The sequence below is a fragment of the Aristaeella hokkaidonensis genome (assembly GCF_018128945.1).
Lineage (GTDB): Bacteria > Bacillota > Clostridia > Christensenellales > Aristaeellaceae > Aristaeella > Aristaeella hokkaidonensis.
This window is the reverse complement of record NZ_CP068393.1, coordinates 923,312-940,760: the sequence shown is the minus strand read 5'-3', so window position 1 is coordinate 940,760 and position 17,449 is coordinate 923,312. Positions and strand designations below refer to the sequence as shown.

Below are 17,449 nucleotides of genomic sequence, written 5' to 3'. Positions count from 1 at the left end.
GTCACTTAGAGTATTTCATTCCTTTGCATCCTTTGGCGCCTTTAGATCCCAGGGAAACATTTTTCAGAATGTCACTCGAATAGGCATAATTGGATTGGTTTTTGTCAGCATGTGCTTTTTCCGCAAAATTTATCATCCTGTCAATCAGTGCGCTGTAAGGTATACCTGCATTTTCCCACAGATAAAACGCCAGACTGCCCGGAATTGTATTAATCTCCGTTATATACAGTTTCTCGCTGTGTTTATCAAACATATAGTCGATCCGTACCACACCTTTGCAATCCAGCATACGGAAAATGGTCCGGCTCATTTCCTGGATTTCATTTTTCAGTTCATCCTCGATGGGCGCAGGAAGCACTCTGTGCAGGCTCGCCATGCCCTTACTTCCGCCTGATGCAAGATATTTGTCCTTGAAATCAAGAAATTCATCATTGTTCAGGGGCATTTCTATCGGAGAAGCCTCTACAATATCATCATATCCCATTACACTGCAGTTGAGTTCAATGGGTTTATCAAGGCCTTTTTCAACGAGTACCCGTCTGTCGTACTCAAATGCAAGCTCAAGGCTGTCAGCCAGCGATTCTGTATCATCCGCTCTGCTTACGCCGATACTTGATCCCAGATTTGCCGGTTTCACAAAAACCGGAAAGCCGAGCTCCTCTTCAACTTTGTTCAAAACAGCTCCACGTTCCCCGGAAAATTCACTGCGTGTGAAACTCAGGCCCGGCAGAACAGGCAGCCCGGCGCCCTGAAAGAACTGCTTCATCATGATCTTGTCCATTCCCAGCGCGCTTCCCGCAACGCCTGTGGAAGTATAAGGAACATTGATCAGTTCCATCAGTCCCTGCAGTGTGCCGTCTTCTCCGTTCAGCCCATGCATTACAATAATATATGCATCTATACGCGCAACGATCTCCGTTTTTTCCCTTGCAAACAATCCTGTATTTTTCCTGATAGTGAGCAGTGCTCCCGATCCCGAGGACAGATCGGGAAAAACCCGGATGATTCCTTTCTGATCAGGGCGAAAAGGTTTATAAGCCTGAATATCTGTCAGTTTATCACCTGTATACCAGTTTCCGTCATCACTGATGTAGACCGGGATAATTTCATATTTTTCCCTGTCGGCATGCCGCATAAGCTGAACTGCACTGATAATGGCCACCTCACGTTCACAGCTTCTGCTTCCGAAAATCACACCGATCTGCTTTTTCATATGTTTTGTCCTCCCAGTTTTCATTCTGTATAATTATCAGGGAGATCATTCTCAAACAGAACCGTATCCCCTGCTCCGGATATTTCTTTCAATATTTCCGTTGCTTCTGTCAGACTTGAGACAATTCTGACAGCTGCCTCCGGAAATCCTTTTTCCTGAAGTCCGTTCCGGATCGCTTCACTTCGCTTTTTACCCACAAGAATTGCAATATCGCAGCAATCAGCCATAGCCTGCCCGAACTCACGGTTCATTTCATTCTCGCGTTCTCCAAGTTCAACCATTCCCGGAGTAACAACAATCCGCTGTTTCGGAAACTGCTTCAGAACATCAAAAGCCTGCCTGGCTCCGCGTATATTGCTGTTGAAGGCATCGTCAATGACATTCAGTCCGCCGGGATGCCTGATCAGCTGAAGCCGGTGTTCAATAGGATTGATTTTCCTGATCCCCCGGGATATCTGCTCCATTGTTAATCCGAGGTCCAACGCAACAGATGCGCACAGCAGAATATTCCGTATATTCAGTTCTCCCAGCAGCTGCGTACAGCACGGAATTTTCCGGTCCGCTGTACAGAGCAGAAAACTGCTGCCTTCCGGTGAATAGGCTATTTCTTCAGCCCACACGTCATCTTTATTACTGTCAAGACCGGAGATGTATTTCCGTTTTTCTGTCTGATTATACAGCTTTCTGCATATTCCGTCGTCATCAGCAAAAAACGCTTTTCCGTCTGCCGGCAGTGCATCAATCAGTTCGTATTTTGTTTTTGTAATTCTTTCCAGTGTCCTGAACGTATCCAGATGCTGCGGACCCACGGAGGTCAGGATGCCGATCTGTGGATGGACCAGCCTGCACATTTCCTTAATATCGCCTACATGCCGGGCCCCCATTTCTGCGATAAAAATACGGTGCCCCGCTTCAAGCCTTGAACGTATAACTTTTGTCACACCCATCGGAGTGTTATAGCTGGCGGGTGTCACCAGTGTCTGATATTTTTCACCGAGGATTGTTCCAAGGATGAATTTAACGCTTGTTTTTCCCCAGCTCCCTGTGATACCGATTCTGAGCAGATCATCACGCTCTTTCAGGATCCTCTGCGCATCCCTGAAATAAAGTTCACTGATAATCTTTTCCAGCGGCCATGCAAGCAGACCGCATAATGCGATCAGCCCCGGAAGCAGTGCGGGAAAAACAAGAATGAGAGCGCTTGCAACTCTCGTTTCCTTGCTTCTCACCCAGAGCATCAGAAGGAAGGTCAGCAAAGAAAGAACGATAAAAGACGTTGCATAAAGCCGTTTTACACGAGGTGTGATCACAAATGCTTTCTTAGCCTTTTTCTCTGAGAAGCTTTTTCCGATAAAGTATCCGCCAGCAATCAGAATTATGGTCTCTGCCAGATACAGGTACCATTGTCTGCTGCTATCGGTCAGATTCAGCGAGATCAGTTGTATTGAAACAGCCAGGAGAATCATCATGCATATTCCCGGCAGCATCGACTTGAGAAGATTCCGCCTGACGGTACGGAAATATCCCGGAAACTGATAGCTTTCCAGCTGAAAATAATGCAGAAGAATTCTGCCTGCCAGCAGGCATCCGGCAGCAATTCCCATGCACAGAAGGATAGATAAAAACATTTGATTAAGCTCCCTTCAGGAACTGACACACGATTGTATTGAATCGCTGCAGCTGTTCCAGATAAGCAAAATGTGTACCGCCTTCAAAGACAACAAGGCCGGCATCCGGAATTCGTTTTTCCATTTCTTTTCCCATCCAGAGCGGTGTTTCCGTATCGGAATCGCCCCAGATGAGCAGTGTGCTTGCGTTGAATTTTTCGTAAAGGTCCGTGAGGTCAAGATTAATAACCTTCACGAACGTTTTTTTCATTTCATCATCCAGCGCGTTGTAATCACGGCTTCCGTACTTTTCCCTGAGTTTTTTCTCAAATTTATCAGCAGCCGCCCTGAGGAAAGGGATATGTCTGAGTCTTTCGCATTGTTTTTTCAGCTTTTTGTATTCCGCGTTGCGTTTTTGAGCTGCTTCTGTCTGTTTTGGTCTGATGCCCGCAGCACCTGTAAAAACAATCCGGTCAAAGAGTTGTGGCTCTTCCGCAGCCAGCCAGGCGGTGATTCTGCATCCAAAGCTGTGCGCTATGACTGAACAGGGGAAAAACCCAAGCCGTTTCAATAGTTCCTTCAGACAGGCAGCGTATTCCGGTACGCCCCATGGTTCCGGAGGCCTGCCGCTTTCACCATGCCCGGGAAAATCCACGAGAAGGACCCGATGCGTCTTCATCAGTGCCTCTGCAACAGGAGCCATCATTTTCATATCACAGCCCCAGCCGTGGAGAAGCATGACTCTGTTTTCACCGTTTCCTTCAAGCCTGTAATGGATTTCCGTGTTTTTAATGATCTCTTTCATCTTTCATCCGTTGATTCAACATGCCAGATATACCGGCATTTGGTATGGCTGATCTCAAATCTGCTGTATATGTCTTCCGGGACATCCGCTATTCTTTCAAAGAAACATCCGAGTTTTATACAGGTTTTCCGGCTTGCCTCATTATCCGGATCGCAGGTAATGACAACAGAACTTTTCCCCGACAGCCTTATCTCCCTGGCCAGAAGCCTGCATGCTCTGTATGCATAATGCTTTCCACGGTACAGCGGATCAATGTGATATCCGATATGTCCGAAATAATATACATTTCTTCCCTCTCCGTCACGATAGCTGATCTGTCCGATTTCCTGTTTCTGATCATGAATTGTAATCTTCCAGATCTGTTCGTGTCCCAGAGCAAGCTCCCTGTTCAGTACACCGATATGGATTGGGATCAGATCGATCACACCGTCTGAATATTCAACCCGGTTGCGCCGAAATAACATGTTTTTTACACTTCCTGTACCTTAACCTGATCAAGCAGCATTTCAAAATCAGATCTTATAATTAACTGCGTTCCTTCTGTCATGACACTGGCTGCTCCTGCCGCAATACCGTACCGGAATGCTTTGGCCATATCTTTCTCTATTTCATATCCGAGAAGCATACCGCCGATCATTGCGTCTCCGGCACCGACAGTGGATTTTGTTTCAACCCGGAGTGCCGGGGCAAAAAGTGTTTTATCTGCAGAAATATACATGGCGCCGATAGCACCCATTGATACCACTGAATGCTGTACCCCAAGCTTTATAAACAGAAGTGCCGCGTCACGAATTGCCCTCATAGTTCTCAGTTCAATCCCAAGCGTTGCTTCCATCTCCCGCAGATTAGGCTTGATCAGAAAAGGATGGGCTCCTTTTGCAGCGAGTTCCAGTTCTTTTCCTTCAGTATCAAGAATACATTTTTTACCCTTCAGGGCCGTCATCAGATCCCTGTATGTTCCTTCGGGGCAGCCCGGAGGAAGGCTGCCTGTCAATACGATCATATCGCTTTCAGCGGTAGCCTGTTCCGCCAGCTCCGTAAAGTTACGGATCATTTCAGAAGTCAGAGGTGTACCCGGTTCATTCAGTTCAGTCACTCCCTGGCCATCAAGGCTGTAAACCTTCATATTGGTTCTGACATGTCCAGGCACTGTCAGGAAATGGTGCCGCAGTCCCTCTCTGTCCATCATGGCGGTCAGTTCAGGTGCACCGTTTTCTCCCATAATGCCGATACACTGCACGTCGAGGCCAAGCCGACCGGCAACAACGGCTACGTTGATTCCCTTGCCTCCCAGATCAACACGGGCATCCCGGATTCTGTTCACCTGACCGATCTGAAGGCTCTCAACATTGACAGTTTTGTCAAAACAGGGATTCAGACAAATTGATGTTATCATCGCTTCACCCCATTAAGCATGATTCAGATTATTATATCATTCCCATGCTTCATACGCAACCGATCAATCTGCCCCTGCATAACGCAAAGCCCTTCATTTGCATGGTATTCCGGATTGCACGCCTTCGCATCTTCTGATATATTATTTTACAGGAGGCGACAACATGAAAACGATGTCAGATATACTGATTATTGGCGCCGGCATCACAGGCTGCTGTGTTGCCAGAGAACTTGCTGCTTATCATGCTTCCGTTCTCGTACTGGAAAAGGAAAGCGATCTTGCCGAAGGCGCAACCAAAGCAAACAGCGGCATTGTCCACGCCGGTTATGATGCCGTGCCCGGAAGCCTGAAAGCATATTATAACGTACGCGGTGCATCCATGTATTCCGGCCTGTGTGCCTCTCTTGGTCTTCCTTACAAACAGTGCGGAGCCCTGGTTATCGGCATGAATGATCAGGATCGGGAAACCATTGAAAAGCTCAGGCTGCGCGGTGAAAAAAACGGAGTCTCCGGGCTCAGGATTCTGGAACATGACGAGCTTCTTTCCCTGGAACCGGAGCTCAATCCCGCGGTTATATGTGCACTTTACGTTCCATCCAGTGCGATCATCAGTCCGTATGAAACCGCCTTTGCAATTGCGGATCATGCCGCATTGAACGGCGTCTCTTTTCGTTTCAATGAAAACGTCGAAGCAGTTCATGTTCAGCCGGATGGACTGTTCCGTGTTCTGACTTCTTCAGATGAATACCTTTGCCGTGTTCTGGTCAATTGTGCCGGTTCTTACGGTGCGCAGATACATAATCAGCTCTCGGATACAAAGCTGGATATGATTCACCGGCGCGGACAGTATTACCTTCTGGACCGTATGGATCACCCGCCTTTTACACACACGATCTTTCAATGCCCGTCATCCATGGGAAAAGGAGTACTTGTCAGCCCTACTGTTCACGGAAACACCCTTCTCGGGCCGACGGCAGAAGATATTGTCGATCCGATGGACACAGCCACCACTTCGGAAGGTCTGTCAGAAGTTTTGCGTAAAGCAGCTCTTACCTGGCCGAATATATCAGTACGATCCAATATAACCAATTTCAGCGGAGTACGTGCACATCTTGCCACAGATGATTTTATCGTCGGTCCCTGTGACTCCTGTCCGGGATACTATGAAGCTATCGGGATTGAGAGTCCTGGCCTTTCTTCTGCGCCGGCAATTGCTCAGGATCTGGCAGGGATGATCGCTGATCAGCTGAACCTTTCGGCAAAGTCTGATATGGTTCCCTGCAGCGTTTTGCCCGTTCCTTTCCGTGATATGAATACAGAAGAAAGAGAAAAGGCCGTAGCAGCAGATCCTGCCTGGGGCAATATCATCTGCCGCTGTGAAACGGTCACCGAAGCCGAGATACGCGCCGCCATTCGCCGCCCTGTCGGCGCCCGCACAATCGACGGCGTCAAGCGTCGCACCCGTGCAGGCATGGGAAGATGTCAGGGAGGTTTCTGCATGCCCCGCGTAGCTGATATCATCGCTGAAGAAACTGGTGTCTCTTTACCCGATGTAAAGAAAGGCAGCGGAGACAGTTTCATTCTGGCAGGTTCTGTTGAATCCTTCCTGAAAGGAGATACAGCTTATGACAGATCGGAATATTGATATTCTTGTAATCGGAGCCGGTCCTGCCGGACTGGCTGCTGCCATTGCAGCCAGAGAAGCCGGAATCACTTCCCTCCTGGTCATTGATCGTGAAAAAGAACCGGGAGGCATCCTCCGTCAGTGTATCCACAACGGTTTCGGTCTCCATCGCTTTAAAGAAGAACTGACCGGACCTGAATATGCACAAAAAGATATTGACAGAGCTGCCGAACTGGGGATTCCGATCGAATGTTCCACAATGGTACTTTCAGTCTCCCGTGACCACCTTGTCACATGTGTATCTCCTGTTTACGGAATACAGCGCATTCAGGCAAAAGCGGTGGTTCTCGCCATGGGCTGCCGTGAACGTCCGCGCGGCGCTCTCTGCACCCCTGGAACACGCTGTGCCGGTATTTATTCTGCCGGTACAGCACAGCGTTTTGTGAATCTTGAAGGCTTTATGCCCGGAAAAAGAGTCGTTATCCTCGGTTCCGGTGATATCGGCCTGATCATGGCCAGGCGGATGACTCTTCAGGGGGCCAAAGTGCTGGCCTGTGTGGAAATAATGCCTTACTCCTCCGGTTTGAACCGGAATATCGTACAGTGTCTTCAGGACTACAATATTCCGTTGCTGCTCAGTCATACCGTCACAGATATACAGGGGCTTCACCGTCTTGAAGGGATCACAGTCTCCGAAGTGGATCAGAACAGAAAACCTGTTCCTGGAACAGAGAAACATTTTGCCTGCGATACACTCCTGCTTTCCTGCGGTCTTATTCCTGAAAATGAGTTAAGCCTGGGCGCCGGCGTGTCGCTTTCTTCCGCCACATCAGGAGCAATTGTGGACGAAACATTTGAAACAAATGTACCCGGTATTTTTGCCTGCGGCAATGTGCTGCACGTACATGATCTTGTGGACCATGTTTCCGCAGAAAGTTATAAAGCAGGATGTTCAGCAGCGTCTTTTGTACTGAACAGACATTCTGAAGATTCGTATTTTTCCGTCATGGATGGTGACGGTGTTCGTGGAACCGTTCCGCAGAGAATCCACAGGAACGTGGATTCACCTGTTGATCTTATGTTCCGTCCTGCCGGAGTATACCGCAACTGTGCTGTTGTTGTGGAATGCGGAAATATTGAAATCTGCAGAAAAAAGGCCCAGATATTTACCCCCGGTGAAATGGCGCTTATCACACTCAAACCAGAGCATCTACGCAATCTGGACGAAAACATACTTACAGTGCGCATAGAAAGGAACTGAATTTCATGGATCAGGTTATCACATGCATTAATTGTCCCGTTGGATGCCGTATGACCGTTTCCCTTTCAGATACGGGCGAATTTCTTTCCGTCACGGGCAACACCTGCCCCCGCGGAGCTGTTTACGCCCGTCAGGAATGCACACTTCCCAAACGTATTATTACCGCGGTTATTCCCGTTGAAGGATGCCGGATGCCTTTGTCTGTCAAAACATCGGTTCCTGTACCCAAGCAACTGATTCGGGAAGTAATGCATGAACTGGGAAATACTCAGATCCATGCCCCGGTTCGTGCAGGTCAGATCATTATCCATCACGTACTGAATACCGAAGCCGATATCGTTGCGACGCGTACCCTGCCCTGAGTAAACGAAACATTGTTTTTTGTTGTATTCCATTCTGTACGTCTTGTAAGCCGTATGTTTGTCTGTTATAATATGTGCTACATGAGCTTGAAAGGAGTTTATTCTGTCATGATTGAAAACATTTTCGGTATCGCTTCAGCTTTTGCTGAAGAAACCGCCGCTGTTGCCGGCGCTGAAGGAGAAGTCCAGCAGGTCAGTTCCATCGCGGCCCTGGCAACCACATTCCTCCCCCTCATCCTGATTTTTGTTGTCTTCTGGTTTATGCTGATTCGTCCGCAGCGCAAAAAGGACAAACAGGTTAAGGAAATGCTGAACAACCTGAAAGCCGGCGACCGCATCTGCACAATCGGCGGTATCTACGGTACCATTACCGGTCTGAAGGATGATACAGTTACTCTTTCCGTCGGAAAGGACAATCTCTCCATGGTTGTGGCACGCTGGGCAATCCGCAATGTTGAAGATGTCACCATTGAGAATGACGCTCAGGAACTGAACTGATCACTCGTACAAGTATCAAAGATCCCGGCTGAAGCTTCAGCCGGGATCTTTTAAATCTCATCCACTATATTCACAGGTTCTTTTCCGAAAGTTTCATAAATCGACTCAAGATATTCATCATCTCCGCTGTTATCAGCCGTTTCGGATGATTTGCCCTGAGGCACAGCAGAAAATGAGCATGCCTGTCCGGTTATCTGCTGAAGACATTCACAGATGGTTTTGTTCCTTTCCGGCATATTGAGAACAGTAATAAACTGAACCTCTGCTTCTTTCCTGTCCGCCTGCCAGAGATACCTTCCGTTTTTACAGCCGATCATACGGCCCTGGGAAAGAAAGCTCCAGGCAGTCATATCTTTTCCGCGGATTGTATTCATCAGTTCTTTCCATACCGCAGCATGATTTCCGCTGTTTTCTCTCCCGGCAGCCTGAGGCACCTTTCTTTCTTCCCTGGGCTGCTGTATCCTGGTGGTTTTTGTTTCCTCCACGGGAATTTGTGCAGCAGCTGCTGCCGCAGGATTCCGCATCAATCCGTCTATACGTTTTTCAAGTTCAATAATCCTGTCATTCAGGGCCTGTGAATCCGTTTCTTCGATTCTCAGACAGCTTTTAATACTGGCGTTTTCCAAAGCCATTCTCGGTGTAGAAGCATATCTCATTTCCGTTTCAAGCGCCATGAACAGATCCAGAATTTTCATCAGCCTTGACACTGTCATTGATTCGCTTTGCCGGACATATTCCGCAGCTTCATCCCCGGAAATATCCATAATCATGGATACATCTTCAGGACTGGTTTTGGCAATCAGCAGGGCCCTGATATGTCTGCAGACATCTTTTGCGAAAACGGCCGGATCTTTGCCGTCACGCATGAGCCTGTCAATCATGAGATAAACCTTCGAAGCATCCTGTTCAGAAAGTGCTTTGCTGAATTCGAACAAAAAGGATGTATCGCTCGTTCCAAGTATGTTTCTGACGAGTTCTTCATCAACCTGATCACTGTATCCAAGGCACATGTCCAGGATGCTGAGCGCGTCCCTCATGCCGCCGTCGGCAGCCCTTGCAATCATCATAAGAGCGCCGTCAGATACCTGCGCGCCGCTGCCTTCTGCCGCTTCCTTCAGTCTTCCGGCTATTTCCGTACTGGGAATCCGTCCAAAGTCAAAGCGCTGACATCTGCTCAGGATGGTTTCCGGCAGCTTCTGCGGTTCTGTTGTTGCCAGGATGAAAACAATATGGGCAGGAGGTTCCTCCAATGTTTTCAGCAGTGCATTGAATGCAGATGTGGACAGCATATGCACTTCATCGATAATATATACTTTATATTTACCGTACTGGGGTGGATACTTTACCGTATCCCTCAGTTCCCGCATCTCGTCCACGCCGTTATTGCTGGCTGCGTCGATTTCAATAACATCCAGGGTCTCTTCATTGTCTGCCCGCAGACAGTTCTCACACTTTCCGCATGGATCACCGTTTTCAGGCTGTAAACAGTTAATCGCTTTTGCCAGAATCTTGGCTGTGGAGGTTTTCCCTGTTCCACGGGATCCACAGAACAGGTATGCATGTGCAATTCGGTTTGTGACGACCTGATTTCTCAGCGTTCCGATGATCGGAGCCTGTCCGACAACATGGGAGAAATCCTTGGGTCTCCACTCACGGTACAGTGCACGATATGCCATCTTTTCCTCCCCTTATTCAACCGTCAGATTGATATACTGATACAGCTTTTTCACCGTTCCGTTTCCGATTCCGTGAACTGCCGTCAGATCTTCGGGATAATAAAACGGACCGTTCTTGTTTCTTTCTTCGATCAACTGCAAAGCATAAACCTTCCCGATTCCGGGAAGTGTTTCCAGTTCATCCTCTCCGGCGGTGTTGATTCTGACTATACCGGCTTCTTTTACCGGAATACCGCTGAGCTGCCAGGCGGAACCGCAGCCTGTCCTGTAGACTATCCCGTCATTATGCACAGGTGCCAGAATATGGGCCAGACTCAGTACGACTCCTGTCAGAACAAGCAAAACACCAGTCATACGTTTTGCTTTATCAGACATCTTTCCTGACTTTCTGTCCCTGTTTAGTATCCTCCAGAATATACCCGGCCTGAATGATCCTGTTGCGAAGCTCATCACTCTTTGCCCAGTCTTTATTCTTCCTGGCTTCAGCCCGTTCATTTACAAGTGCGGCAATTTCGGGCGGGAGTTCTTCTTCCTTTTTGCTGAGAATTCCCAGCACATCGCAGATTGATTCCAGGCTGTTCAGCGCGGCCTGAGCAGCTTCCCTTGAAGCGCCCTGAACCACCGTAACATTTGCATCCTTAACCAGTTCAAAAATGGCGCCCAGTGCATCTGCCGTATTCATATCATCATCCATCGCGTCATCAAAACGTTTTTCGTATCCTTTCAGACGCTCGATGAATTCTTTCTCCTTGTCGTTCAGCGGCCTGTCTTCTCCGTTTTCAAGCTGGAACTTCAGAGAATTCCGCGCGGTATACAAACGATTCAGGCTGGCATTTGCAGAATCAATCTGATCCCGGCTGAAATTAATCGGACTGCGGTAATGTGCACTGAGCATAAAGAGACGTACAGCTTCCAGATCATATTCCTTTGCGATATCCCTGACGGTAAAGAAATTGTTCAGGCTTTTGCTCATCTTCTGGTTGTCCACATTGATGAAGCCGTTATGCATCCAGTAATTGACATACTTCTTTCCTGTGGCTCCTTCGCTCTGGGCAATTTCATTTTCATGGTGAGGAAACAGCAGGTCTTTTCCGCCGCAGTGTATGTCAAAAGTTTCTCCGAGATACTTCATGCTCATTGCTGAGCACTCAACATGCCACCCCGGTCTGCCCTTTCCCCAGGGGCTGTCCCATGCAGGTTCTCCGGGTTTCTGTGCCTTCCACAAAGCGAAGTCTTCAGGCGATTCCTTATCTGTATCAACATTCAGTCTTTCACTTGCGCCGTTTTCCCTGTCGTCCGCATTCTGGCCGGACAGTTTACCGTAACCGGGAAAAGCGGATACGCGATAATAAACATCACCGGAGGGCGATGCATAAGCATGACCGTTTTCAATCAGTTTTGTAATCAGCGCGATGATTTCCGGAATATGTTCTGTTGCTTTGGGGTGAACCGTGGCCGGACGGATTCCCAGCGCTTTGGCATCCTTGTAATACTCATTGATAAATCTGTCGGCAAGTTCCTTTACAGTAATGCCTTCTTCATTGGCTCTTCTGATCATTTTGTCATCGATATCTGTGAAATTCTGGACAAAAGTAACCTCATAGCCTTCCCGCTCCAGCTGCCTTCTCAACACGTCAAACGTGATGAAAGGCCGGGCATTGCCGATATGGAAATAATTATACACAGTAGGGCCGCACGCATAAATACCCACTTTTCCATCATGGATCGGCTTAAAAGTTTCTTTTTTACGGGTCATGCTGTTATAGATCTGCATAATGATTATCTCCTATACTTTTCTTAATAAAGTTTCTGAGCAGTACAACCGCCCATACTAAAGCAGCTGCTGCGGTAATTATCCAAATGATCGTTCCGATATCGTAGGGAATATAAAAAGCTCCGTTTTCCCTGCCAGCGGCATTTTCTCCGGCACTGATGATATCCTGAAGATCCATCAGTTCTGTACCGTTTTCATCAACAATTCTGAAATCCAGCTTAATACTGCGCACATGCCCTTTCTCAGGGAGCTTAATACTGGCAGAAAATTCAAATGCAGGGTTTTCCGTTTCGGGTGTGAAAACAGCCGAGCTTTTTTGTTTCAGCATTGTAACACGATGCCCGTTAACAACTGTGAATAACGGATTGTGATCTTCTTCCGGATCTCCGCCGTATGAAAGATCGGTGGAGATTCTGATCGTTAATTCTTTTCCGCAAAACTCCGCAAGGTCGATCCGGCCTGAAAACTGATTGTATGCACCGGGATCCCATGACCATTCTTCATTGTCGGCAGTGATCTGTATCTGTTCTGTATGTTCACATACAGCGTTTGTACAGCAGATCAGGAGTATAGCAAAAAGAACAAGGTTCAATACGCGTAGTTTCATTCCCGCTTCATTCCTGCCTTTGATCATCGTCTTTACTGTCCTGAGGAAAACTGTGTATTCTTTCACTCATCTGATTCAGTGTGGAATTCACTTTCTCGGCCATTTTCCCCACTGAAACAGTATTGTCAAACAAACCGTTTATTTCAGCGCTTACCAGCGAATTATCTTCGGATACAGGCAATTCATCGTCCTCATCTTCCTCTGTGCCGTCATCGCTGCTTTCATTGTCCTGTTCAGCCGGGGCAGCGGCCGATCCGGTAAGGGAGGCTGCATATTTTTCTGCCCTGATATCGTTGAGCTGTTCATCAAGCTGTTTCAGTTCCTGCAGCATCCTGGTCATTGGTTCAGGGAATGTTTCTCCCTTCAGCCATAAAGCATAGGCTTTATTGGCCAGGTCACCAAGCACTTCCCTTCTGCGGTTCTGGATTGTAACTTCATCTACTTTGTAGCGTGTATTGTTTGCGATACTGGCAGCAGTATTGCCGATCGCTTTCATTCCTTTGATCCACAGATTTTTAGCCTTGTCCCGAATATCATTTCTGACTGCCAATGCATTGTCCTCCTTTAGCCTGCATATTTCGTCTGGATCCTGCAGCAGGCTTTTACCGAATAAGCATCAAAGAACCAGGATTGATTCTGAATTCGACGCTGTTCATCGGACTGATATCTCCATCCACATTGATTCGCAGACTGTTTCCCTCTATCAGGATATCGGAAGCTCTGAAATGCTTCGTTATTCTGAATTTCAGATCTTTGGAAAGCATCAGACCCGGCAGGTAAAACGGAATCTGCCACCTGTGAACGCTGCGGATCATAACAAGATCAAGCTTTCCGTCTTCAATATCAGCTTTCGGACATATGGGGATACCACCGCCGATGAAACGGCCGTTCGCCACAGAACAGATAAGATACTCTCCTTCCTGTTCTTTTCCGTCAGCGGTTATCTTCAGATGAATGCTTTGATAATGAAAGATTGCTTTGATCAGTCCAAGGAAATAAGGTGTGAGCCCCCTGTGCTTTTTCTTTTCATCCTCCGCATAATCCAGGACTGTAACATCAAATCCCGTACCGCAGACATTCAGGAAAAAGCGGTCGTTTACTGTGCCTGTATCAGTGGGCTTTGCAATTCCTGTCAGCAGCAATTCCAGTGCCTTGTCAGGCTCATTGGGAATACCCGCAGATTTGATAAAATCATTTCCGGTGCCGGCTGGAATAATGCCCATGGGTTTCCCTGTTCCTGTAAGACCTGCGGCAACCTCCCCCGCAGTTCCGTCTCCTCCGACAGATACAACGGCTGTAACCTCTTCATCAGCCGCAAGTTTAACAGCGAGCTCTGTACCATGGCCGGGCCGTTCAGTTCTGTATATGCGGTATTCCGTATCTTTGGCTTTCAGGATTTCCTCAAGCTTCTGCATGATTTCAAGAGAATACCCGTTTCCTGCCGCAGGGTTTACGATAAAAGCAAATAACATGACTCATCACCCAATAAAAAATCATATCTTTGCAGAACCCCCCTTTCCGCATGTCATTCAGGCCGCAGGAAAGGGGGGAATTGCATTACAGATTCTTCAGGATTTTTTCTGCAATCTGGGGACCGGTCAGCTCATATTCTTTCAGGAGGTCGGCCGGTTTTCCGCTTTGGCCGAACACATCGTTGATACCAATCTTCATGAACTTCTCAACACCGTTTCCGATAATAGCGGAAGCTACTGTGTCTCCAAGTCCGCCGATGATGGAATGCTCTTCGACAGTAAACACTTTTCTGCATTTCGCTGTATAACGAAGAGCAAGCTCCTCATCAAAAGGCTTTATCGTATGGAAAGATACGAGCGCCGCATTCACACCCTGGCCCGCAAGTATATCAGCAGCTTCAATTGCGTGCTCCAGCATAATACCGCATGTGAATATCGCACAGTCGCTTCCGTCACGAATGACGTTTCCCTTTCCTACGGTAAACGGTCTGGGATCATAAACAGGAGTAGCGAGTCTGGCTGTACGGATGTATACAGGGCCTTCAATTTTCGCTGCCGCTTCAACACACTGGTAACACTCGTTGGCATCGGAAGGAACAAACACAGTCATACCAGGCAGGACTCTCATAAGCGCAATGTCCTCGATAGCCTGATGGCTGCCGCCGTCTTCACCCAGCGTAATGCCTGCATGGCTGAAACCAAACTTGACATTGAATTTGGGGTAACAGACGCCATTCCGGATCTGGTCATAATTGCGGCCTGCAAAAACCGCGAATGTGGAGCAGAAAGGGATAAGTCCCATCGTACTCATACCGGCAGCAACGTCAACCATGTTTGCTTCTGCAATACCACAGTCATAAAACCGGTTGGGATATGCTTTCTTGAATCCGTTTGTCATTGTTGCGCCGGCCAGGTCAGCATCAAGCACAACGACTTTCTCATTTTCTTCGCCCAGTTTGACAAGGGCCTCACCATATGCAACACGAACTGCTTTCTTTTCCATTTCTTCAGCCCTCCAATTCCTTCAGTGCCTGGGCAGCCTGTTCAGCATTCGGAGCTTTTCCATGCCAGCCGACCTGGCCTTCCATAAAGCTGACGCCCTTACCCTTCAGCGTATTCAGAATAATATATCTCGGTTTGCCGGGACAGGCAGGCACATGCAGAGCATCGACAACCTGTTTCATATCATTGCCGTCCGCAACCTCAATCACGTCATATCCGAAAGCGAGAGCCTTTGCTTTGATATCTCCGAGGCTCATAACTTCATCATTTGTTCCGTCAATCTGAAGTCCGTTATGATCCAGAATAACGGTCAGGTTGTCAAGCTTATAGTGCGCTGCAGCCATGCTGGCTTCCCATACAAGGCCTTCCTGGCTTTCACCGTCTCCGATGATTGTGTAAACATGGCATTTTTTTCCTGTATGCTTTGCGCCGAGAGCCATACCGACCGCAATGGAGATTCCCTGTCCGAGAGAGCCGGTGGAGGCGTCAACGCCGGGGCATTTTTTTGTGTCGGGATGTCCCTGCAGAATACCGTGGAGCTGACGGAAATGATCAAATTCCTCACGGCCGAAAAAGCCGCGTTCACAAAGTGTTCCGTAAAGAGCGGGAGCGGAATGGCCCTTGGAAAGAACAAACCTGTCACGGTCAGGGTTCTTGTCATCCTTGGGATCCACATTCATTACATCAAAATACAGCGCAACCATAGCCTCCGTGCTGGAAAGAGATCCGCCGGGATGACCTGCGCCTGCAGCAGCAGTCATGATAATGATGTCTCTTCTCACCTGCCGCGCATATTTTTCAAGTGTCTGGATATCCATTTCCGTCCCTCCGATCATGTAATTTCCTGAATGTTCAAACATTAAAATATTATATGAGCTGAGCCTGTCATTGTCAAGAATTACGGCATTTTGAGCGCGCCTGTTTCCATCATTCTGCGCAGTGCTTCTGAAAGCGCAATCCGCCCGTGAACATATGTCAGTCCTCCCTGCATAAAAGCGGTGTACGGTGCCCTGATAGGACCGTCAGCGCTCAGTTCAATACTGGCGCCGGCAACAAATGTTCCTGCCGCCATAACAACCTGATCATCATAGCCCGGCATGTCCCAGGGTTCGGGCATTGCCATACTGTCCACGGGGCTGGCTGTTTGAATTCCCTGACAAAACGCCACAAGCCGCTCAGGAGTTTCCATCTTAATCGCCTGAATAATGTCAGCGCGTTGTTCCTTTGATGACGGCGACGTCTCAAAACCCAGATTGTCAAACAATCTTGAAGCAAGAAGTGCCGTCTTCAGCGCCTGGGCCACTGTGTGCGGCGCCATAAACAGTCCCTGATAAAACGGCCTGTATGATGCAGCATAGGAACCAAGCTCCCGGCCAAGTCCGGGTGCTGTCAGCCTTCCGGCAATACGTTCCACTTTATCATACTTTCCGGCCACATATCCTCCGGTTGGTGCAATTCCTCCGCCCGGATTCTTGATCAGACTGCCTACGCATATATCCGCGCCGTAATCCGTAGGTTCATCCTTACATACAAATTCGCCGTAGCAGTTATCAACCATCAGGGTTACGCCGGGATGCCTGCTGTGAATCATATCAGCCAGTTCCGCAAATTCCTCAGGAAACAGGCTGGGTCTCCAGGCATATCCCCGGCTTCTCTGAGCGATCACAAGGGATGTATCTTTCGTGATCGCCTTTTCCACAGCCGGGACATTAATCTTCCCGTCTTTCAGTTCCACACATTCAAAAGAAACGCCCATTTCCTTCAGTGACCCTGGCTGGCTGCCTTTCCCCGTTCCGATGACACCCAGCAGGGTATCATAGGGCATACCGGTAGCACTGACGATTTTTTCTCCCGGTTTTGTAAGGCCAAAGAGAGTCAGGCTCAGGGCTGCCGTTCCGCTGGCTACGTGCGGTCTCATAAGCGCCGCCTCCGTATGGAAAATCCCCGCATATATCCTTTCCAGGGTATCCCGTCCGATATCATCGTATCCGTAACCGGTAGACGGGGCAAAATGCCTGTAACTGACCCCTTCCTGCCGGAACAGGTCAAGCACCTGTTTCGTACGCTTCATTTCATTTTCATCGATCCTGGCAAAGGATTCCTTCAGCTCCTCCTCCGCTTTCAGGATCATTTCCTCAATACGATTCATGCT

At 48.3% G+C, this 17,449-nt stretch carries 18 protein-coding genes; 4 read left to right on the top strand and 14 right to left on the bottom strand.

The features are described from left to right. Nucleotide 1: 1 nt before the first annotated feature. From JYE49_RS04350 to JYE49_RS04330, 5 genes are read right to left on the bottom strand one after another with little or no spacing between them, the layout of a single operon-like run. Entirely contained in the window at nt 2-1,213 is a 1,212-nt protein-coding gene (locus JYE49_RS04350; protein ID WP_179217212.1) for a D-alanine--D-alanine ligase family protein, read from the bottom strand. Between the two features lie 20 nt (nt 1,214-1,233). Next, nucleotides 1,234-2,841 (bottom strand): Mur ligase family protein, encoded by a 1,608-nt coding sequence (locus tag JYE49_RS04345; protein WP_093956238.1) that lies wholly within the window; start codon nt 2,839-2,841, stop codon nt 1,234-1,236. A 4-nt stretch (nt 2,842-2,845) separates the two neighbouring features. Beyond that, nucleotides 2,846-3,625 carry an alpha/beta fold hydrolase gene (locus tag JYE49_RS04340; RefSeq protein WP_093956237.1) on the bottom strand — a complete coding sequence of 260 codons (780 nt, stop codon included), beginning with the start codon at nt 3,623-3,625 and terminating at the stop codon, nt 2,846-2,848. Next, nucleotides 3,622-4,089, bottom strand: a complete 468-nt coding sequence (locus tag JYE49_RS04335; protein WP_093956236.1) for a GNAT family N-acetyltransferase — start codon at nt 4,087-4,089, stop codon at nt 3,622-3,624. Before JYE49_RS04335 ends, JYE49_RS04340 begins: the two co-directional genes overlap by 4 nt. A gap of 5 nt (nt 4,090-4,094) precedes the next feature. Further along, nucleotides 4,095-5,021 carry a 1-phosphofructokinase family hexose kinase gene (locus tag JYE49_RS04330; protein ID WP_093956235.1) on the bottom strand — a complete coding sequence of 309 codons (927 nt, stop codon included), beginning with the start codon at nt 5,019-5,021 and terminating at the stop codon, nt 4,095-4,097. A gap of 163 nt (nt 5,022-5,184) precedes the next feature. On the opposite strand from JYE49_RS04330, the gene JYE49_RS04325 reads away from it, so the two are divergent. The 4 genes from JYE49_RS04325 to yajC all read left to right on the top strand — a co-directional run bounded on the left by JYE49_RS04325 (nt 5,185) and on the right by yajC (nt 8,766). Next, entirely contained in the window at nt 5,185-6,666 is a 1,482-nt protein-coding gene (locus JYE49_RS04325; RefSeq protein WP_093956234.1) for an NAD(P)/FAD-dependent oxidoreductase, read from the top strand. Beyond that, nucleotides 6,647-7,906 carry an NAD(P)/FAD-dependent oxidoreductase gene (locus JYE49_RS04320; RefSeq protein ID WP_093956233.1) on the top strand — a complete coding sequence of 420 codons (1,260 nt, stop codon included), beginning with the start codon at nt 6,647-6,649 and terminating at the stop codon, nt 7,904-7,906. Before JYE49_RS04325 ends, JYE49_RS04320 begins: the two co-directional genes overlap by 20 nt. A 5-nt stretch (nt 7,907-7,911) precedes the next feature. Further along, nucleotides 7,912-8,268 carry a DUF1667 domain-containing protein gene (locus JYE49_RS04315; RefSeq protein WP_093956232.1) on the top strand — a complete coding sequence of 119 codons (357 nt, stop codon included), beginning with the start codon at nt 7,912-7,914 and terminating at the stop codon, nt 8,266-8,268. 108 nt (nt 8,269-8,376) lie between these two features. Further along, nucleotides 8,377-8,766: a preprotein translocase subunit YajC gene (gene yajC / locus JYE49_RS04310; RefSeq protein WP_093956231.1), complete on the top strand. Its 390-nt coding sequence runs from the start codon at nt 8,377-8,379 to the stop codon at nt 8,764-8,766. A gap of 50 nt (nt 8,767-8,816) precedes the next feature. Here yajC and dnaX read toward each other — a convergent pair whose 3' ends face one another. From dnaX to JYE49_RS04265, 9 genes are all read right to left on the bottom strand, one after another. After that, the gene (gene dnaX, locus JYE49_RS04305; RefSeq protein WP_093956230.1) at nt 8,817-10,442 is read right to left on the bottom strand and encodes a DNA polymerase III subunit gamma/tau; all 1,626 of its coding nucleotides are present in this window, start codon (nt 10,440-10,442) and stop codon (nt 8,817-8,819) included. Between the two features lie 12 nt (nt 10,443-10,454). After that, complete coding sequence (locus tag JYE49_RS04300; protein WP_179217211.1) at nt 10,455-10,796, bottom strand: ComEA family DNA-binding protein; 342 nt, start codon at nt 10,794-10,796, stop codon at nt 10,455-10,457. Nucleotides 10,797-10,809: 13 nt separating this feature from the next. Beyond that, nucleotides 10,810-12,216 (bottom strand): cysteine--tRNA ligase, encoded by a 1,407-nt coding sequence (gene cysS / locus JYE49_RS04295; protein WP_093956228.1) that lies wholly within the window; start codon nt 12,214-12,216, stop codon nt 10,810-10,812. Further along, nucleotides 12,203-12,850, bottom strand: a complete 648-nt coding sequence (locus JYE49_RS04290) for a hypothetical protein (RefSeq protein ID WP_093956227.1) — start codon at nt 12,848-12,850, stop codon at nt 12,203-12,205. The genes cysS and JYE49_RS04290 overlap by 14 nt, the downstream gene beginning before the upstream one ends. Further along, the gene (locus tag JYE49_RS04285) at nt 12,831-13,373 is read right to left on the bottom strand and encodes a hypothetical protein (RefSeq protein ID WP_093956226.1); all 543 of its coding nucleotides are present in this window, start codon (nt 13,371-13,373) and stop codon (nt 12,831-12,833) included. Before JYE49_RS04285 ends, JYE49_RS04290 begins: the two co-directional genes overlap by 20 nt. 52 nt (nt 13,374-13,425) lie before the next feature. Further along, nucleotides 13,426-14,295: a diacylglycerol/lipid kinase family protein gene (locus JYE49_RS04280; protein ID WP_093956225.1), complete on the bottom strand. Its 870-nt coding sequence runs from the start codon at nt 14,293-14,295 to the stop codon at nt 13,426-13,428. An 85-nt stretch (nt 14,296-14,380) separates the two neighbouring features. Next, the gene (locus JYE49_RS04275) at nt 14,381-15,298 is read right to left on the bottom strand and encodes a transketolase family protein (protein ID WP_093956224.1); all 918 of its coding nucleotides are present in this window, start codon (nt 15,296-15,298) and stop codon (nt 14,381-14,383) included. A gap of 4 nt (nt 15,299-15,302) precedes the next feature. Then, nucleotides 15,303-16,115, bottom strand: coding sequence for a transketolase (locus tag JYE49_RS04270; protein WP_093956223.1), 813 nt, complete (start codon nt 16,113-16,115; stop codon nt 15,303-15,305). 80 nt (nt 16,116-16,195) lie between these two features. Next, nucleotides 16,196-17,446, bottom strand: coding sequence for a methionine gamma-lyase family protein (locus tag JYE49_RS04265; RefSeq protein ID WP_093956222.1), 1,251 nt, complete (start codon nt 17,444-17,446; stop codon nt 16,196-16,198). Nucleotides 17,447-17,449: the final 3 nt, after the last annotated feature.